The organism is Curtobacterium sp. PhB190 (assembly GCF_004365385.1).
Lineage (GTDB): Bacteria > Actinomycetota > Actinomycetes > Actinomycetales > Microbacteriaceae > Curtobacterium.
Genome location: NZ_SODN01000009.1, coordinates 1 through 22,707 on the forward strand (window position 1 = coordinate 1; position 22,707 = coordinate 22,707).

The 22,707-nt window shown below is 66.5% G+C and carries 25 protein-coding genes and 1 pseudogene; 8 read left to right on the forward strand and 18 right to left on the reverse strand.

Annotated elements, in window-relative coordinates; all coding sequences use genetic code 11:
* The 10 genes from EDF47_RS15255 to EDF47_RS15300 form a co-directional block, all read right to left on the reverse strand.
* On the reverse strand, positions 1-320 hold a 320-nt coding region (locus EDF47_RS15255), incomplete at its 3' end, for a helix-turn-helix domain-containing protein (RefSeq protein WP_132100774.1).
* A 587-nt stretch (positions 321-907) separates the two neighbouring features.
* Entirely contained in the window at positions 908-2,497 is a 1,590-nt protein-coding gene (locus tag EDF47_RS15260) for a glycoside hydrolase family 32 protein (protein ID WP_132100775.1), read from the reverse strand.
* Complete coding sequence (locus EDF47_RS15265) at positions 2,487-2,813, reverse strand: hypothetical protein (protein ID WP_131847214.1); 327 nt, start codon at positions 2,811-2,813, stop codon at positions 2,487-2,489. Before EDF47_RS15265 ends, EDF47_RS15260 begins: the two co-directional genes overlap by 11 nt.
* 35 nt (positions 2,814-2,848) lie before the next feature.
* Positions 2,849-3,061: a twin-arginine translocase TatA/TatE family subunit gene (locus EDF47_RS15270; protein WP_131847216.1), complete on the reverse strand. Its 213-nt coding sequence runs from the start codon at positions 3,059-3,061 to the stop codon at positions 2,849-2,851.
* Positions 3,062-3,101: 40 nt separating this feature from the next.
* On the reverse strand, positions 3,102-3,857 hold the full coding sequence (tatC, locus tag EDF47_RS15275; protein ID WP_131847218.1) for a twin-arginine translocase subunit TatC: 756 nt from the start codon (positions 3,855-3,857) through the stop codon (positions 3,102-3,104).
* A gap of 56 nt (positions 3,858-3,913) precedes the next feature.
* Positions 3,914-4,822, reverse strand: coding sequence for a carbohydrate kinase (locus EDF47_RS15280; protein ID WP_131847220.1), 909 nt, complete (start codon positions 4,820-4,822; stop codon positions 3,914-3,916).
* Between the two features lie 55 nt (positions 4,823-4,877).
* A complete protein-coding gene (locus EDF47_RS15285; protein WP_131847222.1) occupies positions 4,878-6,305 on the reverse strand; it encodes a glycoside hydrolase family 32 protein in 1,428 nt (475 codons plus the stop codon).
* Complete coding sequence (locus tag EDF47_RS15290; protein WP_243650141.1) at positions 6,302-7,093, reverse strand: carbohydrate ABC transporter permease; 792 nt, start codon at positions 7,091-7,093, stop codon at positions 6,302-6,304. Before EDF47_RS15290 ends, EDF47_RS15285 begins: the two co-directional genes overlap by 4 nt.
* Positions 7,094-7,206: 113 nt before the next feature.
* Complete coding sequence (locus EDF47_RS15295) at positions 7,207-8,154, reverse strand: sugar ABC transporter permease (protein WP_131847226.1); 948 nt, start codon at positions 8,152-8,154, stop codon at positions 7,207-7,209.
* A complete protein-coding gene (locus tag EDF47_RS15300; protein WP_131847228.1) occupies positions 8,154-9,560 on the reverse strand; it encodes a sugar ABC transporter substrate-binding protein in 1,407 nt (468 codons plus the stop codon). Before EDF47_RS15300 ends, EDF47_RS15295 begins: the two co-directional genes overlap by 1 nt.
* Positions 9,561-9,697: 137 nt before the next feature.
* Here EDF47_RS15300 and EDF47_RS15305 point away from each other — a divergent pair, with 137 nt between their 5' ends.
* Together EDF47_RS15305 and EDF47_RS15310 are read left to right on the forward strand one after the other, a co-directional pair.
* Complete coding sequence (locus EDF47_RS15305) at positions 9,698-10,747, forward strand: LacI family DNA-binding transcriptional regulator (RefSeq protein ID WP_131847230.1); 1,050 nt, start codon at positions 9,698-9,700, stop codon at positions 10,745-10,747.
* On the forward strand, positions 10,748-12,220 hold the full coding sequence (locus EDF47_RS15310) for a glycoside hydrolase family 32 protein (RefSeq protein WP_131847232.1): 1,473 nt from the start codon (positions 10,748-10,750) through the stop codon (positions 12,218-12,220).
* 85 nt (positions 12,221-12,305) lie between these two features.
* Here the strand turns inward: EDF47_RS15310 and EDF47_RS15315 are convergent, their stop codons facing one another.
* Both EDF47_RS15315 and EDF47_RS20220 read right to left on the reverse strand, forming a co-directional pair.
* The gene (locus EDF47_RS15315) at positions 12,306-12,719 is read right to left on the reverse strand and encodes a GH32 C-terminal domain-containing protein (protein ID WP_243650145.1); all 414 of its coding nucleotides are present in this window, start codon (positions 12,717-12,719) and stop codon (positions 12,306-12,308) included.
* Positions 12,699-12,797, reverse strand: a pseudogene (locus tag EDF47_RS20220) (hypothetical protein); the annotation flags it as partial. The pseudogene EDF47_RS20220 and the gene EDF47_RS15315, both read right to left, overlap by 21 nt.
* A gap of 18 nt (positions 12,798-12,815) precedes the next feature.
* Between EDF47_RS20220 and EDF47_RS20085 the strand changes: the two are divergent.
* Positions 12,816-13,160: a hypothetical protein gene (locus EDF47_RS20085; protein ID WP_207896288.1), complete on the forward strand. Its 345-nt coding sequence runs from the start codon at positions 12,816-12,818 to the stop codon at positions 13,158-13,160.
* Positions 13,161-13,163: 3 nt separating this feature from the next.
* Positions 13,164-14,153, forward strand: coding sequence for a hypothetical protein (locus tag EDF47_RS15325; RefSeq protein WP_131847236.1), 990 nt, complete (start codon positions 13,164-13,166; stop codon positions 14,151-14,153).
* Between the two features lie 98 nt (positions 14,154-14,251).
* Here EDF47_RS15325 and EDF47_RS15330 read toward each other — a convergent pair whose 3' ends face one another.
* From EDF47_RS15330 to EDF47_RS15350, 5 genes are all read right to left on the reverse strand, one after another.
* The gene (locus tag EDF47_RS15330) at positions 14,252-14,623 is read right to left on the reverse strand and encodes a hypothetical protein (protein WP_207896290.1); all 372 of its coding nucleotides are present in this window, start codon (positions 14,621-14,623) and stop codon (positions 14,252-14,254) included.
* A gap of 2 nt (positions 14,624-14,625) precedes the next feature.
* The gene (locus EDF47_RS15335; protein WP_131847238.1) at positions 14,626-15,294 is read right to left on the reverse strand and encodes a ParA family protein; all 669 of its coding nucleotides are present in this window, start codon (positions 15,292-15,294) and stop codon (positions 14,626-14,628) included.
* A 184-nt stretch (positions 15,295-15,478) separates the two neighbouring features.
* Entirely contained in the window at positions 15,479-17,314 is a 1,836-nt protein-coding gene (locus tag EDF47_RS15340) for a hypothetical protein (RefSeq protein ID WP_133938606.1), read from the reverse strand.
* Positions 17,315-17,592: 278 nt separating this feature from the next.
* Positions 17,593-17,829, reverse strand: coding sequence for a hypothetical protein (locus tag EDF47_RS15345; protein ID WP_131881548.1), 237 nt, complete (start codon positions 17,827-17,829; stop codon positions 17,593-17,595).
* A gap of 59 nt (positions 17,830-17,888) precedes the next feature.
* Complete coding sequence (locus EDF47_RS15350) at positions 17,889-18,068, reverse strand: hypothetical protein (RefSeq protein WP_133938604.1); 180 nt, start codon at positions 18,066-18,068, stop codon at positions 17,889-17,891.
* A gap of 89 nt (positions 18,069-18,157) precedes the next feature.
* On the opposite strand from EDF47_RS15350, the gene EDF47_RS15355 reads away from it, so the two are divergent.
* Both EDF47_RS15355 and EDF47_RS15360 read left to right on the forward strand, forming a co-directional pair.
* The gene (locus EDF47_RS15355; protein ID WP_131881550.1) at positions 18,158-18,877 is read left to right on the forward strand and encodes a hypothetical protein; all 720 of its coding nucleotides are present in this window, start codon (positions 18,158-18,160) and stop codon (positions 18,875-18,877) included.
* Between the two features lie 4 nt (positions 18,878-18,881).
* Complete coding sequence (locus EDF47_RS15360; protein ID WP_131881552.1) at positions 18,882-19,619, forward strand: hypothetical protein; 738 nt, start codon at positions 18,882-18,884, stop codon at positions 19,617-19,619.
* On the opposite strand, the gene EDF47_RS15365 is transcribed toward EDF47_RS15360, so the two are convergent.
* Positions 19,616-19,948 carry a helix-turn-helix transcriptional regulator gene (locus EDF47_RS15365; RefSeq protein WP_131881554.1) on the reverse strand — a complete coding sequence of 111 codons (333 nt, stop codon included), beginning with the start codon at positions 19,946-19,948 and terminating at the stop codon, positions 19,616-19,618. The two genes, EDF47_RS15360 and EDF47_RS15365, sit on opposite strands and share 4 nt — an antisense overlap.
* Before the next feature lie 113 nt (positions 19,949-20,061).
* Between EDF47_RS15365 and EDF47_RS15370 the strand changes: the two genes are divergently transcribed.
* The gene (locus EDF47_RS15370) at positions 20,062-21,087 is read left to right on the forward strand and encodes a L,D-transpeptidase (protein WP_165932454.1); all 1,026 of its coding nucleotides are present in this window, start codon (positions 20,062-20,064) and stop codon (positions 21,085-21,087) included.
* 7 nt (positions 21,088-21,094) lie between these two features.
* A complete protein-coding gene (locus EDF47_RS15375) occupies positions 21,095-22,702 on the forward strand; it encodes a hypothetical protein (protein WP_131881558.1) in 1,608 nt (535 codons plus the stop codon).
* Positions 22,703-22,707: the final 5 nt, after the last annotated feature.

The following is a 22,707-nucleotide window of genomic DNA, read 5'->3' on the forward strand; positions in this document are numbered from 1 at the left end:
TAGGCGGAGAACCGGCCGAAGTGCGCAATCCCACTCGCCGCCGCGGCCGTTCCGACTGGCTGATACGGGTTCGCGAGGATCATCTGTCGTGCCCGATGCAACCGCAGCACCCGGACCACGAGGGAGGGCGGCATCCCCAAATCCCGCTGGAACGCTTCCTGCAGGCCCCGTTTGCTGTAGCCGCTCGCCACCGCGATCTCCGGCGCTGTCAGCCGCCCCCGATACCGCGACCCGATACAGACCAACGCCCGAGCCACCGCCGGCTTCTGCGCGCCAACATCGATCCCCACCGCTGCAAGCTCGTCCGACGACGTCGACATGAACCGACCGTAGACCCAGCCCACCAACCACGGTCACGGATCGTGAAAGCGTCCCCGAGGACGGCCGCCGCAGCCGGCACGGTTTGCTGGCATCCCCCTTAGTGAAGCGGGCCGCAGCGAACTCATCTTCTGGGAAAGCATGACCGCGTAGCGATCCCCTCAGGGACCCTCACTGCTCCCGCGGAAAGGGCGACACCACGGGCTCGCCAACAGCTCCCCCAAGCCCTCTGCCACGCGCTGCGTCCCACAAACCGTCAAGACAACGCAACGAGCCACCAGCCAGGCCGAGACGACATTCCGAGACAAGCGGCACCCGCTTGGATGCTGATGTCACCGACATGGCAATGTGTCTCACGGCTGCATCTCGGAAAACTATAGTTTTACGAGGCGGACGACGTGCTGCGTTTGTCGCACCCTCACCGGGCAGTTTCGCGGGACACCTACACGGGATTCCCCGGGTCAAGCAGGACAGGGGCAAGTTGTCGCGGTTGATGCCGCCGAACGTGCACCGGAAGGCGACCGGCTGGCGGGCAGCGCAGAAGCCGCCGCAGGGCGAAAGGCAGCTGCTGCCTTTCGCCCTGCGCGTGCTAGCTTCCGTATTCGCGGATGGTGATGTTAGAGAAGGTGGCGGGACCGCCGTCGGAGTACAGCGAGATACCTGTGTCGCCGGCGTCGAAGTTCACCTGGTTGGACAGGACCGTGTAGCCGGCGTTGACGAACACCTCGACGCTTTGCGTGTCGACGAGGATGCGGAGATGCACGGCGCGGGCGGCCGGATCGATGGGCGCTGCAGCCCGCGTGTAGGGCGCCAACGCGAATCCTGCACGGTCGGACGGCGCGCGGTCGACGTACAGGTCGCTCCCGTACTTACCGATGTTGGTGTGCCGCGCCCCGTCCGTCGAACGTCCGACCGAGACTCCGACGTTGGTGGCATTGGTCCACGTGACGTCGAGCTCGATCTCGTACGCGCGGCCGTTGTAGGGCAACACCACCGAACCGTTCACGGTCTGGTTCGCGATCGGCACGGTCCGCTTCGCGGTGCCCTTGAGCGCCGCGATCGGTGCACTGAGGAGGGTGTAGCGACCATCGGTCTGCTTCTGCAGCGTGATCTCGCGGACGATCGAGTTCTGGCCGTTGTACCCATCGGATGCGTCGGTGGGTACCTGCCGGTTCGCGTACTTCCAGTTGTTCATCCAGCCGAGGCCGTACCGCTTTGTTGTCGGCGCTTCGTTGGCAGGCCAGGTGACTGCAGCGTACCAGTCCCACCCCCAGTCGAGCCATTGCGGGGTGAGGTTATCCGCCGTGTACGTGGTGCCGTTCCAGGAGCCGGTCCAGTACGCGTACGTGCAGGGCAGCCCCTCGTTGTAGGCGTCCATGCTGCCGGCGAGGACCCAGTGTTTGGTGCCGTCATTTGCTGCGATCTGGAAGAGGTCGGGGCATTCGATGCCGCCGAGGTTGTGGTCGGGGTAGTCGAAGTTGTGCTGCAGCGTCCAGTCGATGAGGTTCTTCGATGTGTAGAACGCGGCGTAGCGCTGCCGGCCGATGACGCAGACCCATTCGTTGCGGGCGTCGTCCCAGGCCACCTTGGGGTCGCGGAACCACTCGGCGTTGGAGATCTGCGCGTCGGTGGTTGCGGCGCGTCCGTCGGTGTTGACGATGACGGGGGTCGGTCGGGCGGTGAAGGTGAAGCCGCCGTCGGTGGAGTAGAAGAGGTACTGCTCCTGATACTTCCGAACGCCTCCAGTGGGGCGGGTGGCTAGCGCGATGACGGCGCCGGCGCCGTAGCCGGCGGTGTTGTTCGTGTCGATCAGGGTGCAGCCGGTCCAGGTGGGCAGGTTGGTCTGCAGGGGGATGACGGTGCCCTGGAAGGTGAAGTTGATGCCGTCGGTGGTGGAGACGTGGTCCCACCCACCGTCCCCGTTGTCGACATCGGAGTGCAGGTAGTAGAGCTGGTAGGCGCCCCGGGTGAACACCGGGCGCTGCGGGTCGGACAGCCATCCAGCCGGCGGGGTCATGTGGTACTTCGCGCGGAATGATGTCGCTGCGGTGGCTGACGTTGAAGCGGATCCGGCGGTGGCGGCCTGGGCGGCCTCAGCGGGTGCCGCGGTGGCGAACAGCGCCAGGGCGCCGATTCCGGCGCCCTGGAAGAGGGCTCGGCGGTGAATTTCAGAGGTCATCGTTGACTCCGGTTCGAGGGTTGGTTGGTCCTGCGGTGTGGGTGAGCGCCGTTGGTTGGACGGCCGGTTCGTGTGGTGTCTGGGGTTGCGTGAGAGCGTCGCGGATGATGCGGCGCGGGTCGTAGCGGCGCGGATCGAGTTCGGACCAGTCGATGTCGACCCCGGTCTGCTCTTCGATCTGCGCTTTAGTCGTGTCAGCCCATCCCCGGAGTTGACGCAAGAGAGCGGTGAGCTGCTTGGTGTGGGCAGCTAGCCGAGCCGGTCCCAGACATAACCCTGCGATGGCGGCGATGACGAGCAGCTTCTCGAGGTCCACGGTGCTTTCCTTTCGTCAGCCCGCCAGGGAGCAACTCACTCGTGGGACGGCACGGTGCCGTCGTGTGTGACCGGGGTGCTGGCCGGGTCTGCGCTCTTCTTGTTGTCGCCGGCGTGGATCTCGCTGCGGAAGATGTTGAGCGACTGTCCCAGCCCCTTTGCCAGGGCGGGCAGCTTGGTGGCGCCGAAGAGGAGTACGACGATGCCGAGGATGATGAGCAGGTGGATGCCGGTGAGGTTGCCGAGCATGATGAGTCCTTCGTGTGCAGGCGGCGCAGCGGACGCTACGTCACGGGGTGGTGGTTGAGGAAGCCGTCGAGAGGCGCCGGGCGAGACGGCGGTCGTGTAGCCAGGCGACCGCGCACGCTGCGAGGTAGAGCACGCCCATCGGGATGGCGAGCAAGAACATCGACGCGATGTCAGCGGACGGTGTGACGAGTGCAGTGAAGATGAGGATGCACAGCACGGCGATGCGCCATGCGCCGAGGATCGCTTTCGCGGTGAGGACCCCGACGAAGTTGAGCAGGACCAGGAACACCGGCAGGACGAACGCGATACCGACGGCGAGGACGAGCTTCACGGCGAAGTCGTAGTACGCCTTCGCGTCGACGATCGAGGTGTCCTGGTGGGCGACGAAGCTGCCGAGGATCTGCACGATGTGCGGCAGGACGTACCAGCCGAACCAGCATCCGCCGAGGAACAGGGGAATCGCGGATCCGAGGAACCCGACGGCGTAGAGCTTTTCCTTCCGCACCAGGGCAGGAACGACGAACGCCCAGACTTGGTACAGCCAGACGGGGCTGGCGATGACGACCGCGATGGTGATCGTGATTTGGAGGCGCAGGTCGAAGGCGCCGCTGATCGCGGGGAAGTTCAGTTCCGCGGTGTGACCGCCGCCGGCGTTTGCGAGCTCGGTGACGGGTGCGCGGAGTTGATCGAGCACGAACGGTGTGAGGAACCAGCCGATGACCGCGCAGACTGCGATGGCGAGCACCGCGCGGAAGAGCCGCTTTCGGAGCTCGTTGAGGTGCCGGCCGAGTGACATCGTTCCGGCGGCGGGGCGCTCATGCCGCGTCGTCCCTCCGGAAATGGACGGGGCGCTCATCTGGTGGGCGCTCCCCGCGCTGCGAGCACGTTATCAGCGGTTGGTAGGTCCGCACCACGACGGCTCACGGTGATCGCCGCGGCGGTGGCGCTGACCTGCCCGAGTCTTGTCAGAGTGCTGGAGTCCAGGGCGTCGAGCGTGATGGTGGTGTCCTGGAGTTGCCAGATGAGGGTGGCCATATACGTGTCGCCGGCCCCGACCGTGTCGACGACGTCGACGCGTTCGCTGGGCACGGCGATCCGCTCTCGTGCGGTGGTGAGCGTTGCGCCGGCGGCACCGGTGGTGATGGCGGCCAGCGTGACGCCGAGCTCGAGGAGCCGGTCGAGGACGACGTCGGCGCTGTCGCCTGGGTAGAGCCAGGCGGCGTCCTCGTCGGAGAGTTTCAGCACAGTGGTGTCCGCAGCGAGCTGCTCGAACCGAACCCGTTCTGCTACCGCATCTCCGAGGAGCGCGGGTCGGATGTTCGGATCGAACGAGACAATGCCACCGGCGGTTGCGGTGCGTCGAACGAGCTCTCGCACTTTGCCCGCTCCGGGCTGCAGGAATGCGCCGATCGATCCGATGTGCAGCCATCGAGGCGTGTCCTGCAGGTGCGGCAGGTCCCATTCGATGCCGAACTCGTAGGTAGGCTGACCGTCCGGAGCAAGCAGGACTGTCGCCGCGGAGGTTTTCGTGGCACCGAAGACGCCTGGCACCAGCTCGACCCCTGACGCCTCGAGGTGATCTGCGACCTGGTTGCCGCGAGCGTCGTTCCCGAGCCACGTGGCGAACTCGACCGGCGCGCCGAGCCGTCCGAGCCCGAGAGCGACGTTCGCGGGGCTCCCGCCGGGGATCTCCCGTGTGGCGTCGTCGTGGACGATGTCGACGAGGGCTTCTCCCGCAACGGTGATTCGATGCACAGTCATCTCCTTCGATGATTGGGAACGAGGTGGTGTCGGCGAACCTGTCGGCGCCGCTCCGCTAGATCGAGGCGGATCCAGCCGTGGCGTCGGCGGCGGGAGCTGAAACAGTTGTGACGCTCGGCTTGAGATGCCACGCCAGCGCCTGGTTTGGGGCTTCCACGCTCCACGGCGGCGCCTGCGTCGGGTAGACGCGCGTGGTGACGGAACGTCCTGCGCTGGTGAACAGTTCGAGAACCGAACCGTCTAGCAGCACTCGGACTGCGGGTCGGTCCGCGGTCCGGTCGAAGGGAGCACGAATCACCGCGGGGCTCGGGTCAGCGCGGTAATCCGTGCTGGCGTGCGCCCGGTCGACGGTGAGGGTGTCTGCATCGACGTCGACCGTGATGTCGAGGTATTCGGCATCGGAGAAGCGCAGCCGGATGCAGCCAGTGATGGCGACGGGCAGCACGATTTCGGCTTGCGCGCCGATGCGAGCACCGTTTGCAGCCTGCGAGCTGCCGACGCGAAGGGCGTCGATTGCGGGGTGGGGTTCGGTGCCGAGCCGACCGTTCGTGATCCACGCCCGGCGCGGTAGAGAGATCGCGCCGGACCAGCCTGCTTGCTCGGTCCACTGCTCGGTTCGGCCTTCGGTGACCCATCCGAAGAGCACCGGCCCCCACGAGCTGGTCCGCATCACGGAAGCTGCGTAGAAGTGCTGCCCTTCATCGACTTTGAACGGCGAAGGAGACACGGCCAGCGGGATGGCGACCACCTCGCCCGGGCCGGCGGCGTGGGACCAGGACGCCACGATCGCGATGTCGATGCCGTCGACGGTGAGAATCTGTGGGCACTCCCACCCTTCGCCGGTATCGATGCCGTTGACCGTGTCGCGTGCCATCGACACCAGATCGCCCGCGTGGCTCCAGCTGATGCCGTCGACGGATCGGTAGTGGCGGACAGACGCGGTGTGATTCCTGGCCGCCGCGCCGACCGCCATCGACCATCCGTCATCCGTTTGCCAGACGAATGGGTCGCGGAACATGGTGATCGCCTCGTCAGCAGACGGGTCGGCGACGACCTGCACGGGAGGGCCGAACGTTATCCCACCGTCGGTGGATTCCGCGAGGAGGACCGACTGGAACGGACTGTGATCGACTTTGCCGGAGTAGTAGGCGCGGACGGTGCCGTTGTGCAGGACCGTGTTACCAGACCATGCGCCGCCGGAGTCGGCGCCACCGGGGACGGGGACGATCGCCGGCCGGTGGAGCGTCCAGTGCACGAGGTCGTCGCTGGTGGCGTGGCCCCACTCGACGGGGATCTCGAGGTCCACCCGCGGCCGGGACTGGAAGTACAGGTGCGCCTGCCCGCCGATGTCGATGGGGCCGTTCGGATCGTTGACGTACCCACGAGGGAGTCGGACGTGGAACTGCGGAAGGAGGTGGTCTGTTGCGGTCACGGCGGGTGCGGCTTCCTGGGGTGCTGGTGGCAGGGCGTGGAGGTCGGTCATCGGGACGACCCCGCGGTGACGCCTTCGATGAAGTACCGCTGCGCGAAGATGAACAGCAGCACGCTCGGAATCATGGTCAGCACGACGCCTGCGAGGACGACTGAGATCGATCCGGTGCCGAGGTTCCCCTGCAGACCGACAAGCCCGAGCGGCAGGGTGAAGGTGTCCTGCTGGTTGAGGAAGATCAGCGGCCGGTAGTACTCGGCCCAGAAGCCGGAGAAGTTGAGAATCGCCAGCGTCGCGATCGCCGGGCTGGCCATCCGCGAGTACACGTGCCAGAACACCCCGAACTGGCTCGCGCCGTCGATGCGGGCCGCCTCCCCGAGCTCCTTGGGCATCTGCATGAAGTACTGGCGCATGAGGAACGTCCCGAACGCGCTGCCGAGCGCGGGGACGATCAGGGACGCGATGGAACCGGTCAGCCCCAAGTCCTTCAGGATGACGAACACGGGGATGATGATCGTCTGGATCGGCACCATCATCGTGGCGAGGAAGATGCCGAAGATGGTGTTCTTCCCGGGGAAGCTGATCATCGCGAACGCATACCCGGACAAGGTGCAGGTGATGGTCTGTCCGACGACGATGAGCAACGTCACGAGAACGCTGTTGACGAAGAACTGCCCGATCGGGATCTGGTTGAACACCGCCGCGTAGTTGCCGAAGTCCCACGAGAGCGGGATCCACTGCGGCGGGTTCTGGAACGACTCCGCCGGGGTGCGCAGCGAGGTGGTCAGCGTCCAGAGCAGTGGCCCAAGGGCGAACACGGCGGCGATGATCAGGATGATCATCCCAAGGATGCTTCCCACCTTGGCGACGGGCTTGCGGCGCCGAACGATGTGGCTTACGGCCGGCTGCGCGACGGTTTCCGGGGCGTGCAACGGGTTGAGGGTGTCAGTGGTCGTCATTGGTAGAACACCAGCTTTCGTGCGGCGATGAACTGGATCCCGGTGATGATGCCGATGATGACCAGCAGCAGGATCGCGATGGCCGAGGCAAACCCGAACTGCAGGTTCTGGAAGCCGGCCTGGTACATGGAGATCGTCGCGGTCGTCGTCGCGGTGCCGGGGCCGCCCTTGGTCATGATGAACGGCTGGTCGAACAGCTGCATCGCGTTGATCATCGCGATCACGGTCGCGAACAGGATCGTGGGGCTGATGAGCGGGATCTTGATCCGGAACAGGGTCCGCCAGGGGCCGGCACCGTCGATCGCTGCAGCTTCCTGCACGTCGACGGGCACCGCGAGCAGTGCGGCGACGAAGAGCACGAAGGTGAAGCCGACCTGCTGCCAGACCACCACCATCACGACCGTGACCTTCGCCCAGAAGGGATCGTTCAACCAGTGCGCCCCGGGGAGTCCGATCTCGTTCAGGTAGTAGTTGATGAGGCCGAACTTGGTGTCGAAGATGTAGCCCATGAAGATCGACACGGCCGCCGTCGACGCCAGCAGGGGCAGGTAGAACGACGTCCGGAAGAACACACGCGTGGCGTTGCGCTTCCGGTTGTTCGCCAACACCGCCAGGAGCAGGCCGAGCGAGATCTGCAGCACGACGATGGCGATCGCGAGGGCGACGGTCACACCGAACGATGCCAGGACCGGCCCGTCGGTGAAGAGCCGCTTGTAATTGTCCAGTCCCACGAACTTCGGGCTGCTGATGACGTCCCATGACGTGAACGAGAGCCCGAGGGAGGCGAGGATGGGGATGAGGGTGAACACGGCGACAAAGAGCACCGCGAGCCCGATCATCAGGAACCCGAACGTGGACTCACGTCGGCGGGCGCGCTTGGCCGCCGGCCGGCGGGCTGCGACCTTGGCAGCCCGCCGGATTGGTGTTTCTGTTGCTGCTGTCATCACGAAGCCTGCGACGCTGCCTTCTCGATGTCTGCCTGGAGGCCGTCGAGCGCCTTCTTGGCGTTCCCAGAGGAAATCGCCTGGGTGGTGCGCTGGTTCAGAGCCGTGGCGAGGGCGTTGTAGTACGGCGGTGCGGAGATCGGCACCGAGTTGTCGAGCTGGTCGTAGAACACCGACCAGTGCTCCGGCCCGGTTGTCTTGTACCGCTCGGCGGTCATCAGCGACTTCTGTGCCGGTGTAGTGACGTTGCCGGGCCAAAGGGCGTCGAAACTCTCCGGCTGCACCATGACCTTGATGACCTCGAACGCGAGTTCCTTGTTCTTGGAAGAGTTGAAGATGCCGTAGCCGCCGGCGCCGAAGAGCGACTTGTTGCTCTTCCACGTGGGGAACTCGACGACATCGAAGCTGCCGTTCTTCATCCCGGCGTTGTGGAGGCCACCGGCCCAGAAGCCGCCACCGATGGTCATACCGATCCGTCCGGATGCCATCAGACCCTGCAGCGTGGCGCCACCGCCAACGTCGGGCGACGGGGACGCACCGGACTTCTGCAGGTCGATGACGTACTGCAGCGCCTCGATGGCGGCATCCGAGTTCGCCGTGGGGTCGCCCCACTTCCAGCCGCCCTTGCGTCCGGAGACACCGATCGGGTTGTCGGAGAAGGCCTTGCTGTTCCACAGCCAGTCGCCGCCGGAGTACTTGCCCTCCTCGAGCAGGTTCCCGTCGTTGGCGTAGAGGAACGAGGTCCAGCTGCCCCAGAGGCGAACGACCCAGTCGAAGGCGTAGGTGCCGCCGCCGACCTTTGCGATGCTCTCAGCCGAGGAGTGGAAGTCGTCCATCGACCACTTGCTCGTCGGGCGGGACAGGCCGGCCTTGTCGAACAGGTCGGTGGAGTAGAACATGCTGCCCGCGTTGAAGCTGTCGGGCAGCGTGTAGAGGTGCCCCTGGTACATCGTCGACTCGAGCAGCGCCGGGTGGGCCCCGGTGAAGTAGGTGTGCAGGTCCGAGAGGTTCTTCGTGACGTAGTCGTCGAGCGGGGTGAGGAGGTTCTTCGACGCCAGCAGCTGCTGCCCCTCGGTTGCCACGCTGACGATGTCTGGCACGTCACCCGAGGCGATCTGCGTGAGGACCTTTGCGAGGAAGTCGTTCCAGTCGGTCCCGTTAATCGCCGTGACCTGCAGGCTCGCCTTCTTGTCGAGCTGCTTGATCTTCGGCTCGATGGCTTTCTGCAGGGCCGTCGCTGCGCTCTGCTCACCGAAGTAGAGCATCTTCACCGTGCCGGAGGTGCTGCCTCCGCCGCCGGTGGTTGAGCAAGCAGCCAGCGATCCGATACCGGCCAGCGCGAGGCCTGCGCCACCGAACTTGAACAGCGTGCGCCGGTCGATCGGGGTGCTGAATCCGTTCGCCATGGGTCGCTCCTCTCTGAGCGATAGTGACCCCGCTAGGTCGGGGCCAATACGTATTTGCATGGCGAGCGTACACAGCATGCAGAGCGGACGCAATACGTATTTGCTTCTGGCATGATGATGGCAACGGAGGAGGCTCAATGGCGAACCGCAAGCGCACAACGCAGTCACAGCGCGTCACCATGAAGGACGTCGCGCGCCACGCTGGCGTGTCCCAGCCGACGGTGTCGTTCGTCCTTAACGATCGCCGGGACGTTTCAATCGCTGCTGAGACGCGCACTCGTGTCCTCGAGGCCGCGAAGGAGCTGAACTTCCAGCCCAACCGGGCGGCGCAGTCGCTGCGATCGAATCGGTCCTACACAGTTGGTGTGATCGCCGACCGGCTTGTCTCCCAGCCCTACGCCGGTCACATCGTGCTCGGCGTGCAGCAGGCCGTGCAGGAGGCCGGGTACGTCTGCTTCGTAGTCGAGACCGCGCAAACCACCGACGGCGGCAAGGCCGCCGTTGAGAACCTCGTACAGCAGGGCGTCGCCGGCTTGATCTACGCAGCGCCTGGGCCCGAGTACGTCACCCCTGTCGACGGACTGGACACGGTCCCGACAGTCTTCGTTAACTGCTTCCCGCCCGGGGATACGCCCGCGGTGACCGTACTCGCTGACGAATACCAGGGCGGGTACGACGTCGCCGCCGCCGTTTTCGCAGCCGGCCACACCAATGTCGCCTTCCTCGGCGGCCCTGCGGACGACTACGCCTGTCAGGAGCGCAAGCGTGGACTCGAACGTGCCACCGCCGATTCGGGCATTCCCTCGACGCAGATCAGCATCACGTTCGGCACCTTCCAGGTGGGATCCGGCTACGACCTCGCGGTGGAGGTCCTCGACGACGCTGCCACCCGTCCGACGGCGATCATCTGCGGCAACGACCGAATGGCGGTCGGTGCGCTGATGGCGGCCCAGGCGCTGGGAATGCGCTGCCCGGAGGACATCAGCATCGTCGGATTCGACGACCAGCCCGACCTCGCCGACCAGATGCATCCACCGCTCACCACCGTCGCACTCCCGCACCAGCAGATGGGCTTCGAAGCCGGAACGCTGCTCCTGGCGGAGGCGGAACAGCCCGGCCGACACCTCGTGCCCTGCGAATACGTCTCCCGCAGCTCGCTCGCGGCCCCACGACCCGAAGGAACCTAAGTGACTCCCCCGCCCAGCACCCACTTCCAACCCCCGAATGGCTACGTCGGCGACGTCATCCCGTTCGAACACGACGGAACCGCGTGGCTGTTCTACCTCCTCGACGAACGACCGGACGCTCCGCCGCTCGAACGAACAACGGGGATGCCCTGGGCGGCCGTCACCACAACCGACTTCGTCACCTTCACCAACGAGGGCGTCATACTGCCCTCCGGCGGCCCCGACGCGAGCGACTTCGACTGCTACACCGGCAGCGTCGTCCGCGATGAAGAGGGAACGCTGCATTTGTTCTACACAGGGCACAACCCCCACATCAAGACCGGATCCGATGGCGGCGGCAAGGACGCGCAGGTCATCGCGCACGCGACGTCGTCCGGCGACCTGACCGACTGGGTCAAGCACCCCGACTGGAACTTCCCGGCGCTCGCTGGCTACTCCCCCGAAGACTGGCGAGACCCCTTCGTCTTCCGCCCGGCGGCCGACCGGCCCTGGCAGATGCTCCTCGCCACGCGGCGACTCGGCGAGCCGTACCGGCGCTCCGGCCTCGTTGCACGCCTCGAATCCGATGACCTCGTCACTTGGCGGGACGCCGAGCCGATCTGGGAGCCGCACCGCTTCATCACGCAAGAGTGCCCGGACGTGTTCCAGTGGGGCGACTGGTGGTACCTGGTGTACTCGGAGTTCTCCGACGCCTTTTGCACCCGATACCGTATCGCGAAGTCACCAGACGGCCCATGGCTCGCGCCCGCTGATGACACAGTCGACGGCCGCGCCTTCTACGCAGCAAAGACAGTTGCCCTTGGCGATCAGCGGTACTTCGTCGGGTGGATCGCGTCGAAGGAAGACGAACGCGATGGCGGCCCGTGGCAGTGGGCGGGCACCATGGCGACGTTGCAGGCCCACCAGCGTGCCGACGGGTCGTTGCGGTTCGACCTACCTGACGGGGTGAAGGCTGCGTACCCGAACGAGGTCGACGTCACCGCGGAGCTTGAACCGACCAACGGTGCGGAGGCAACCGTCGGCGCTGGCGCAACCACCCGATACGCATCCTGGGTTGGCCCGGAGCTACCAGAGGAAGCGCTCGTGGCTGTGGACCTCACCCTGGAAGCAGACACCCGCTCGCTGGGTTTGCTCCTGCGCACCAGCGACGACGGGGAAGAGGGCTACGCGCTCCGCCTCGAACCTGACCGGAACCGGCTCGTGTTGGACCGGTGGCCACGTGGCACGACTGGCACCGAGCAGTGGCAAATCCTCGGCGATGTGCCGCACGCCGTCGAGCTCGAGCGCTCGGTAGAGCTCGCCCCCGGCAAGCACCACATCGAGGTGCACCTGGACGGGGACATCTGTGTCGCTGTCATCGACGGGGCCGTCGCGCTGAGCACACGCCTCTACGACAGCCCTGCCGGCCGCGTCGGCGTGTTCGTGCAGGACGGCGCGTTCACGCTTGACCGCCTGACGGTCCGCACTCGCTAACGCTGGCACGGACGAAGTGCGCCTGCCCCGGACGACGGGGCAGGCGCACTTCGTTTCCGCGTTACTTCCAGATCGACTTCAGAGTTCAGGCTCGGAGGTCATCGACGCGGGCGGTGCCGCCCGTGGCGAACGCGCTGACCCCGGTGCTGGTGGAGTCCGGGAAGATCTGATCGGTGAGAACGACCTGGCCGTCGGCGCCGAACACTTCGATCGAGGAAGCGTCGACCAGGATGCGCAGGTCCAGGCCGCCGCGGGCAAGCTGCAGGGGCGCCTCACTGCGTGATGCGAACACGCTGCTGAAATCTACGTTCCAGGAATGGGTGCGGTCGATGAACACCGTTCCGGTGCTTATGTCGTACCCAACCTGCGTGTACCGGATCAGCGCTAGGAGCGCGATGCGGGTGTTTTCGTCCTGCGGCGGATCGAAGCGAAGGGTGGCGCGGAGGCCGCCTTCGGGTGGGGTGTCGAGCTGGAGGTGGGTGTGATGAACTGTTGCGATCCACTCCACGATCGCAAGCCCGGTCCCGGTGCCCTCGCTGGAGCCGTACCCGGCTTGCCGGACGAGGCGTCGCTGCGCGGTGGGTACCCCCGGTCCGTGATCCGTGACGGTGAGCGTTGCGTCGCGGACCTGGACCGACGGGGTGTCGCCGCTCTATTTCAGGGCGTTGTCGACGAGGTTCCGGGTGAGAAGTTCACCGTTGCCGAGGACGACGGTCGGTGTTGTCTCGAGGGGGATGTGATGGTCGGGGTAGTCGTCGAGGGCGACGTCGACGAGCTGATCGAGACGGATATGGGTCAGTGGCACGGGGTCGTGGCCGGCGTCGGCGCGAGCGCGCATCAGGAGCTGTTCGGGATCGGACGCGCGACGGTGTACCGGGCGGGCGACCGGAACCCGGTCGCCGAGGCTCCCGACCCCACGCTCCCCCGCGTCGAGGCTTAGTCGATGAGTGCAGTTACGCCAGCGGCCTACTGTGCCCGGCTACTCAAACGGACTCGAGAAGACGTCGCCGCGGCCATTGTCGAAGCCGTGGAGCGTCGGGATGAAGGCGAGGACTCGTCCGGCCGTGGCCGGCTCATCCACTGGGTCGCCGGCATTGACGACCCAGACACCGCGGGATTCTTCCGATTCATGGCCGACGAGTCATTGGAGGACGCCACCCGCCTCCTGACCGCGATCGACGAACACGCGCATGCGATGCAGCTCGTCATGGAAGCCGGCGCGGCGTCAACGTCGCTCGTGACGCTCCAGCGTGCGCTGATCGAGGCCGTTCTGACGCTTTGCTACGTCCATGACGCTGACGCAGCCCCGGCGCGGTCCATGCTCCGAATCCTCGCCCGGCAGCTCGATGCCTTCGAAGGGTCGGAGCGCAACTCCGCGGCATTCCCTCGTTCGGTCATCGGCGACCGTGCCGCTGAGATTCGCGAGGGCGTCGAAGGTTTCCGCGCCATGCTCGTGAGGTACGGCGTCGAGCTCGCTCCGCTCCACAAGGGGTCCACGCCGTCGCTGGCCTACGACGGCCACCGCGAGAACGTCATGTTCAACGCTACCGACGCCGCCAAGCGGTACCTCAAAGCCGACGCACACCACTGGAACATGGGAAGCGGTGGCACTCACTCGAAGGCGTGGTTCCTACCGAGCGTGCTGGACGGGCTCACGGACGAGAAGCTGTCGAGCGAAGTGGAGCAGTTCGGTGCGCCAACGTTCGCGGTCCTCGCGTCGGCACGGGTACTGCTGGTCGCGGTCGCCGCGCACAGCGGGGTGTCCACGACGCCTCCGCGTGAAGCGGTGTTCATGCGGGAGAAAGCGTTGATGGCCTTCGTGCAAGGCAACGACCCCAGCCCCATGTCTCTGGCCGAGTTCGAGTCGCGACCGGCTGACTGGAAGCCGGAGGCACGAGACCTCTCGGCATTCCAGCTGCGGCGGCCGCGTTGAAGAACGAACACAACCCAGGCAGCCACAGCGCAGCGAAGACCAGCAGCTAACCACGCTCAAGGTTACTAGTCACAAGTTATAAACTGCAAACTGCAAACTCATTTGGGCAGGGCGTCGTCGGTGATGCCCAGGGACGCCCGCAGCTCAGCCTCGGTGGTGCCCTGCAGCCGCTCGCCGTTCACGATCAGAAGGTCGATGGCGACACGGATCAACGTGTTGTCAGTCAGCCGCTCTCCCGCGCGCCCCCGGAGCGCATTCAGCTCCTTGCGCTTTGCCTCGACCCAGTCGAGTTGATCGCGGCGCTGGCGCGTGGGCTTCGGCTCGAACGTGAGCCACTTGGGCACGTCCGAGTCGGGCGTCGAGGGCGCCGGCGTCGACTGCGCCGCAGGCCTCGGCGGTGCCTTCGTGTCCGCCACCGGAACGGTCTCTACCTGCTTGCCGATGATGCCGGCGAGGTTCGCGCGTGCCATCACTACTTCCCTTCGTTGGCCCAGATTGTTGTCAGCTCGAGCGCTGCTGACATGAAGTCGTCCACCGCGAGGCTCGTGTTGCGGGTCGACGCGTAATTGGTGACGACTTCGCCGGTTCCTTGTGCATCCGAGTGGGCGATGTACTCGCGGATCCAGGTGTTCAGATGCGGGATCCCGGCGCCATCGAGGGCTGTGAAAGTGTCGTCCTTCCGCGCGTAGGACGCCTCGTTGCGGCCCACACGGCTGATGACAGCGCGATACGGGATGCCCCGCGGCTCCACGAGGGATTTGATCGTCCGGAGCAACGGACGGATGCTCGCCGGCTGAGGCTCAAGTGGAAGGACCGCGAAGTCGGTCGAGTCCAGCACCAAGCCGATGCGCTCCGCCGCGGAGGGTTCAAGGTTGCCAGGCGTGTCTACGAAGATCGTGTCCCAGCTGTCGGCGGCGCGAAGCTGACGAAGCACTGCGGGATCGTTCTCGTCTGTGAAGTCGAACGGCAATGCGATCCCCTGCTCGTCGGCGGTCTCCGCCCAGTCAGTGAGCGTGCGCTGAGACGGGTCAAGGTCGACAACCAACACACGAGAGTGCTTTGCGGCAATGGCCGCCAGGTTCATGACGACAGTGCTCTTGCCGACGCCGCCCTTTTGGTTGAGCACAGTAACGATGCGCATCTGATCCTCCAACTTGCTACTGCAAGTTCGTAGTTGGGAGTTCGCAACTCCTAAGTAGAGTGTACTTGACAGGTCAAAACTGTCAACTAACAACTCGCAGTTGTTAGCTGCCAAGTAGATCCTACAGGCCGAGCTATAAAGTAGCAACTACTAGTTTGGAGTTGTTAACTTGGAGTTGATACGTTCAAGCTGCCAACTCCGTGTCTCGTAGCTCCTGCAGGATCCCGCGTCGGACCAACCGCATGGCTTCTTGGTGGTCGGCTCGGCCGTCGCCCGAGCATGGATATGACGGGTACGCCTCGGGACCGCCGTAGTCATCGACGGATCGGAACATGACGACCTGCGTGGTGGGAGTGCGGTCGCGGCCGCGACGGCCGGCCTTGCGGATGAGGTGGTTCTGCCACCACGCCCAGAGGTCGCGCTCGTCGGCATACTGCTGTTCCCGTCGCCGGAGGATCCCGTCCACTCCAAGCTGCTTGGCCACGTGTGTCCGGAAATCCTGGAGCCGTCGACGCCAGCCGGTAGGTGTGGCAATCACGAGTGTCCAGCGGCGCATGCGTGCGAGCGCTGCACGTGCGCGGCCGCGGGGGAGTCCTGCACGGTCAGCGACGACCTCGGGGGCGTTCTCGTCAGTGGTCAGGCTCTCGTAGACACGGCGCGCAGTGGGCCCCAGCCCTGCGCGGGTGAAGACGTCGTGCCGTCCGGCATCGAGCCGGTCTTCCAGCACGTCCAGGAGGGTGACTCTCGTGTCGAAGAGGTCGGCCGGGGGGCGGGCGGTCACATCGTGAAGTGGCCCGACATGTACGAAGGGTGTGGAAAACCGGTCTGTGAGTCGCCAAACTGCCGCGTTGGGGCCGTCCGCCTGGCGTCGGCGGGTGATCCATCCGGCCGCCTGGAGGCGGCGGAGTGAGCGGTCGGCGGTGCTCGAGGGGATCCCGGTGGCGATCGCCACGGACCGGAGTGCGGCGCCGACGTCGCGGGAGCCGGAGCGCAGGGACAGCCAGGCGAGGTGGGTCAGGACGGTGCTGTCGTGCAGGTCCGCCTCGGTGCGGGTCCAGCGGCCGGGGGAGGCGGTGAACGCCTGCAGCATGGCATCGACGATGTCGACGATCCCGGTCAGCTGGGTCAGGTCGCGCTGCTGGCGTTCCTCGGGCGCGTACCGGTACAGCACGGCCCGCTCCTGCGCCTTCGCCCACTGCCGCTCGAGGCGCGCGGCAGCCTCCGCCGCGGTGCGGGGCTCGCGGCCGCCGGTGGGGCGGTTGCGGGTGCGGTAGTGCTCCATGCCGGGTGCGGTCTTCGCGGCGTGCTCGACGTCGGCGAGGGTCCACCCGGACACCGCGGCCGCGAGCAGGCACAGGTAGCCGGTGCGCGACGGGTCGCGGCCGCCGGCAACGGTTCCCATGTGCGCCTCACCCCACGCCGGCAGGGACCGGTGCACCCGGTGACCGGCGTCGACGGGCCCGGTGGGGGAGGAGTCCGCGGGATCCACGGTGGGCCGGAGCTCACGGAACGCGGCCGTGACACGGAGGAGATCGCCGGCGGTGACGATCGGGGTGCGGAGCACGTCGACGTCGTCGGCACCGGCCATCACCTCGGACGCGCCACCGCGTGCGTGTGGAGTCAGGGGCGGGCGGACGGCGCCCGTGCGGTCGTTGCAGAGCAGCCCGTGGTCAAGGGACGGCAGGACAGCGCGCGCGGCGCCGGCGAGCTGCACCATCGTGGCCTTGTCGACGCCGGCGAGGGGCACCCACACGTGGAACCCGCCCGTGGGGCTCGAGCGGCACACCACGTGCGGCACCTGCGCGTCGCGGAGGATCCGCACCAGCACGCCAAGGTCCTCGGCCGCCTGGTCGAAGTCCTCCGGGGTCTTCGCGTCGAGGTCGAACGCGGCGAACCAGAACCGTCCATCAAGGTCGGTGAGATCGATCGTCCACGGCGTCGACGGGGGAGTACGCCCGGCAGTCGGGAACTTCGACGGGTAGCTGTTCGACCGGACCATCCCGTCAGCCTCCGCGATCATGCGGTTCACGTACCGACGAGGCGCGATCGAGCGCGTGAGAGCCCAGGCGGTATCCGTTGAGGACACGCGGGCAGATTGATCTGTACCAGGCGCAGCAACGTGCGTTACGATGGCGACACCTCCTCCTCTCGGGGTGGCGGTACGACGAAGGCTCCCGGCTCCAACCGGGCTTCTTCTCTCGGAACCTCAGAACCTGAACTGATTGGCGTCGTGCCAGGTGCTGAGATACATGACTTGGGGCTAAGCCCCGGACCCCCGCTTCGGCGGGGGTTTTGTCGTTATGCGGTCCTCTTGAGCGCCTCCGCGGTGTCGTCGGTCAGCAGCGGCAGGGCGCCGTGCTCGGTCTTGACCAGGAGCGCCAGGCGCTCGAGGTACATCGAGAGGGACAGGTTGCCCGAAGCGCGGGCAGCCTGTCCGAAGTCCTCGGCCGTGGTCGGCGCGAAGGAAACGTGGTCGTATACCGCCTTCTGCCCGCGCGGCAGTCGGTTGCGTCGAGTCCCGGCGTTCACACCCATGGCCGCAGTCTGTCGCGTTAACAAGCGGTTAGGCGTGCAGGCGCGCCGGTGGGTCGCGGTCACGCTGCGTTCGACCACTGTGCGTACCCGGGCAACCAGCCCTCGATCGCTGCGTCGAACTCGTCGGTGCTTGCGGAACGGACGGCCGCGAGCTCCGGGGCGGGACCGAGGTGCGAGATGAGCTCTGGGGTAATGTCGTAAACAGAGACGGCCGCTTGTAATTTGCTACGAGTAGTCATGATGACCTCCGGTAGTTCCGGGCTGCGAGTCGGGTCTCGTGAGCAGATTGTCAACCAGGGTAAGTTGTTGTCGAATGGTACTCTAGAGCATGCTCTCGGAAGATGCGTTCGCGGCATGGCTGGTGATGGTGGGTGCACCGTCCCGGTCCAGCGAGCTCGCGCATCTGATCGGGGAAAACGTCGGCAAGATCAGGGCGCAGCGACTTCGCTCACGCGTGTCATGGTCGGTCGTGGTCGCAGTGAGTCGTGCACTGGGCCGGAACCCTGTCCAGGATCTTCGGAGCTTCCCGGCGTTCGCCGCGGTGGACGCGGTCCAGCCGTCGGCGCCCGAAGCGCTGAGCCAGGTGGAGGTCGAGGACGTCCTGCTCGAGATCTCGAAGCGGCGCCGCTCGCAGATCGCGCGGATGGTCGGAGGGGCAGGGTACGAGCTGCAGTCGTTCCCGTTCGAGGACTCGACCCGGTACTGGTTCGATGCCATTGACACCGACGGGACCCTTCGGGCGAAGTTGATCGACGCCACGACGCTCGATAAGGCGTCTCTCTCACGTGCCATCAGCGCGAATACGCTGAGTCCAGAGCAGGCAGTCGTGGCAGCGACGATCGCGGACGGGACGCCCACTGTTGGGCTGGTCGTCACTGGCCTTGTGTCTCCGGCGGAGGCAGGGTGGTCACCAACCCTGCGGGACACGGCCCTCATTGAGGCCTCTGACACGGAGCTGATCGACCTCGCGGGTGCCCGGCTGAGAACGCTTCGGAGAAAGATCCGCGCTGACCAGGTGGAAGCGAACTACTGGAAGACACTGGGGTGAGCACGTGAACATCAGCTTGACCGTCATCATGGCTGCGGTAGCAATTCCGGCTGCTCTGTTGGCTGTAACGAGGCTTCCGCAGTGGAACCGGCGCCGCAACCTTCGCGCGATCAGCGCGTTCCTGCTGCTGTCCGCGTCGTTCTCGCTGATGATTCCGGGGGTCTACACCGCACTCGACGTCGGGCACAACAACGCCCTAGATCTCGTCGTCAAGGGAGTGCTCTTCCTCTCGCTCAACATCGTGTGTGTGGATCTCGCTGACGCCAACGGCGCGCCACAGCTGGCGCGTCGTATGAACGGCGCTCTGGGGTGGACCATCTTCGGCGCCTTCATGATCGCGCTGGCAGTGATGCTCGCGCTCATCGGTGCCCACGGATCAAGCCCGGCGCTCGAGGCGTACCGGAGCGACCCATTGGTGGTCTGGTACAACACCCTCGCGAACGCCTACCCGGCAGTCATCGGCGTGGTACTCGCCCCACACGTGCTTGCGACAATCCGAGACACAGCCGCATCCGAGAAACGGCGCCGCAACGCGATGCTCGTCGCCGCGGGCTTCCTCTTGAGCGTGATCGGCACGGTCCTGCTGCCAGTCTTCGCCGAGAGCACTCCGATGTACCGGCTAGACCAGGCAATCAATGGCCTCGCCGCCATCTGCGTCGTCATGGGTTTTATCTTGGCCTACCGCGAGATGGGCACGCAGAAGTACAACAGCGTCCGTAGGTCGGCGCTGAGCGTCGACTAGGAGCCCCAGTCTCCGTCCGTGACGAATGCGCGCCACAGGTCGATGAGCTGTTGCAGGCGTTCGCGGTCGAGTGTGTAGGTGACGGAACGGCCGTGCCTGCGATCGGCGGGAACGTCGGTTGAGACGACTGCCCACTGCTCGAGCTGCTGCATTGAAGCGCTGATGGTGCCTTGGAGGATGCCGAGCTCTCGGACAAGCTCCGACGCCGGCGTCGGACCGTTCAGCCACAGGTACCGCACAACGAGAGCCTTCGTTCGGTTACCCATGATCGCGCTGGCGACGTCGAGATCAGGCTCCGTCGGGTCTAGCGGGTCCTGGGGTCTCGGCACGTCCCAAGTGTGACTTAGCACATGCCACGGTGTCTTACTAGCCGAGTTTGACAAATTGAGTTAGTGTTGCCCCAGACGGGGGCCAACCGGTGGTTCCCGGGGGAGGGGCCACCGTGGCTGAGCTAAAGGGCACGGCAACTCCGAGCTCGCGGACCGAGTTTTCTGACGGCTCTGGTTCCGCGTCCGTCGTCGGCAACGGCGACGACGGTCAGGTGCAGACGCGTCGACCCCTCACGCGCCTGCACCTGACCCACCACCCACGCGCGACCATCGCGCGGAACGTTCTCGTGGCCGCCGCTGCAGCGGTCGTCGTTGGTACCTGCATCACGGTCGCCGTGGCGGCTCGTCCGACCGAGCAGTTTTCTGCACCGACGGCGGCACCGAGCACTGCGGTTTCGATCCCGGTTCGTCCCGGCCCGTTCCACGCTCTGACCGCCGGCCAGGTGGCCTCCCTGCCGGAGGCCCGGTACGACGCGGTGATCCCAGGCCTGATCCGCTACGACAGCACGAACACCACGGCGTTGACCCGATCGGCGACGGTCACGAAGGACGTCGCCCTCTACGGTGCCGCGCAGAAAAGTGCAGTGGCGCACCTTTCTGCAACGAACTTCCTCGACGACCCGACGACCGTCGTCCCGGTCCGGACGGACGGCGCGTGGACGCTGATCCTGACACCGGCCCGCCAGCAGCTCCCCTCGAGCACGAACGGTGACGCGGCAGCGCAGACCGCAGCGTGGATCCGCACTGACGCCCTCACCGCGGGGGAGGCCCTGCCGTCGCGCGTGGTCGTGTCCGTGAGCGAGCAGACCCTCAGCATCGTCACCGGCAAGGACGTCGCCACCTACCAGGTGGGTGTCGGCACGAAGACAACCCCGACACCAACCGGAGTCACCGGGTACCTGCAGGCCCGCTACCTCGACCCGAAGCAGGGGCAAAGCGTCCACCCGATCGAGCTGACGTCGCTGCACTCCGCGGCGAAGGACGAGCCGTTCGGCGGCTCGGACGGCGGCCTGATCGGGGTGCACTTCAACACGACCAGCTCCGGGGCGGTCTCGCACGGGTGCATTCGCCTGACCGCGAAGGCGATCGCGGCCGTCAACGGGCTGCCGCTGGGTACTCCGATCACGATCACGAAGTGAGAGCACGATGACGGACACCACACACGAGACGCCCCCTCCTGGCGAGCGGGATTGGGTGACCTGCCCGGAGTGCAGCGAGACGGTTCCGGACGCGCCGTTCTGCGCGAGCTGCGGCCGCCAGCTCGGCATGCCGGACCTGTCGAAGATCTTCACGTCCTCGCACCGTGCCGCCGGCTACGCCGAGGTCGACCAGCGCGCTCCACTGGCGCGGACTGGCGACGTCGACAGTGCGGTGCTCGACGAGCCCGAGGTGGAGCACGACGAGCCCGTGGGTGAACCGGACGCCCGCCCGACGCTCCGCGTGCTGTTCGGTGGCCTGTTCGGCCGCGGCGCACGACCGACCGATGCCGCCGCCGACGACACGACCGGCGACGAGGGGGACACCGTCCCGAGCGCCGAGAACGAGAACCCGAGCCTGCGGACCTTGTTCGCCAGCTGGTTCCACCGCGCGCCGGCGATTGCCTCGAACGAGAACGACGAGCATGCAGACACGGCGGACGGTGACCAGCCGCAGCCGTTCCTGAGCCGCCGCGGGTGGCTCTGGGCGGCGGGGGCAGCCGTGGTCGTAGTGGCCGCAGCCGCGGCGCTCGTGGCGAGCAGCGGCCACCAGGACACGCAGAGCCCGACAGCGCAGGTCGCGTCGGCGCCCACCACGACGCTGCCGGGCTGGAGCACGAAGCAGACCTGGTCGCGCACCGGCGCGGCCGGTGCGGTCGGGGTGACCAGCGACGGTAACTACGTCGGCTACGCCCATGGGCGCACCGTCACCGTCCTGCACGCCGGGTCAGGCCGCACCGCGGCCACGCTCACCCTGCCGGGGAAGGCCGTTGGCGGCGTCAGCGCGGTGACGGTCGACGGTGAGCCTGCCCTCGCGGCCGCGTCGAAGAGCGCCGTGACCGTCTGGGGTGCCGGGAAGGTGCAGCTCGAGGCGGGGATCCCCACCGGCGGCGAATTCCAGGTGCGCGCCGGCGTGCCGTTCGTGACCACCGACACCACCGCAGCGATGCTCACCGGCCACGGCGCCGTCCCGGTCACGTTCCCCCGACCGGGCGCGCTCATCATGGGCGGCACCGCGAACGGGCAGGTGCTGTGGGCATCCGCTCGAGGGGAAGTTCTCACCGCGGCCACGAACGGCACCGTCACCCGCACCGCGAAGCTTGCCGCCCCGAAGAACGCGACGGAGATCTCCTCCTGGATCGTCGCGACCGGGAACACGGTCTGGGTGCGGTGGAAGACGGACGGCAAGGGCAGCGTCCTCGCCGCACACAGCGTCCGAACCGGGCAGATCGTCAGCACGACCGGTACCAGCTCGGACGAAGCGATCGCGACCAGCCAGGACCGGTCGGCGCTCCTGATCGAGGGCACCGCATTCACCACGTCCGGCCGGACCGTGCAGCTGCCGAAGGGATTCGTCGCCGACGGGTTCGTGGGGAACCACCTCTACGGGGCCAACAGCGCCGGGAAGACCGCCTACCTCGACGGTGACACCGTCCGCACCGGCCCCGCGCCCACCGTCGTCCCGATCGCCACGACCGGCGGCGGGGACCTCATCACGGTCACCAACGGCCGGATCAGCGCGTACCCGTCCACCGACCAGCACACCACCAACCAGTGAGGATC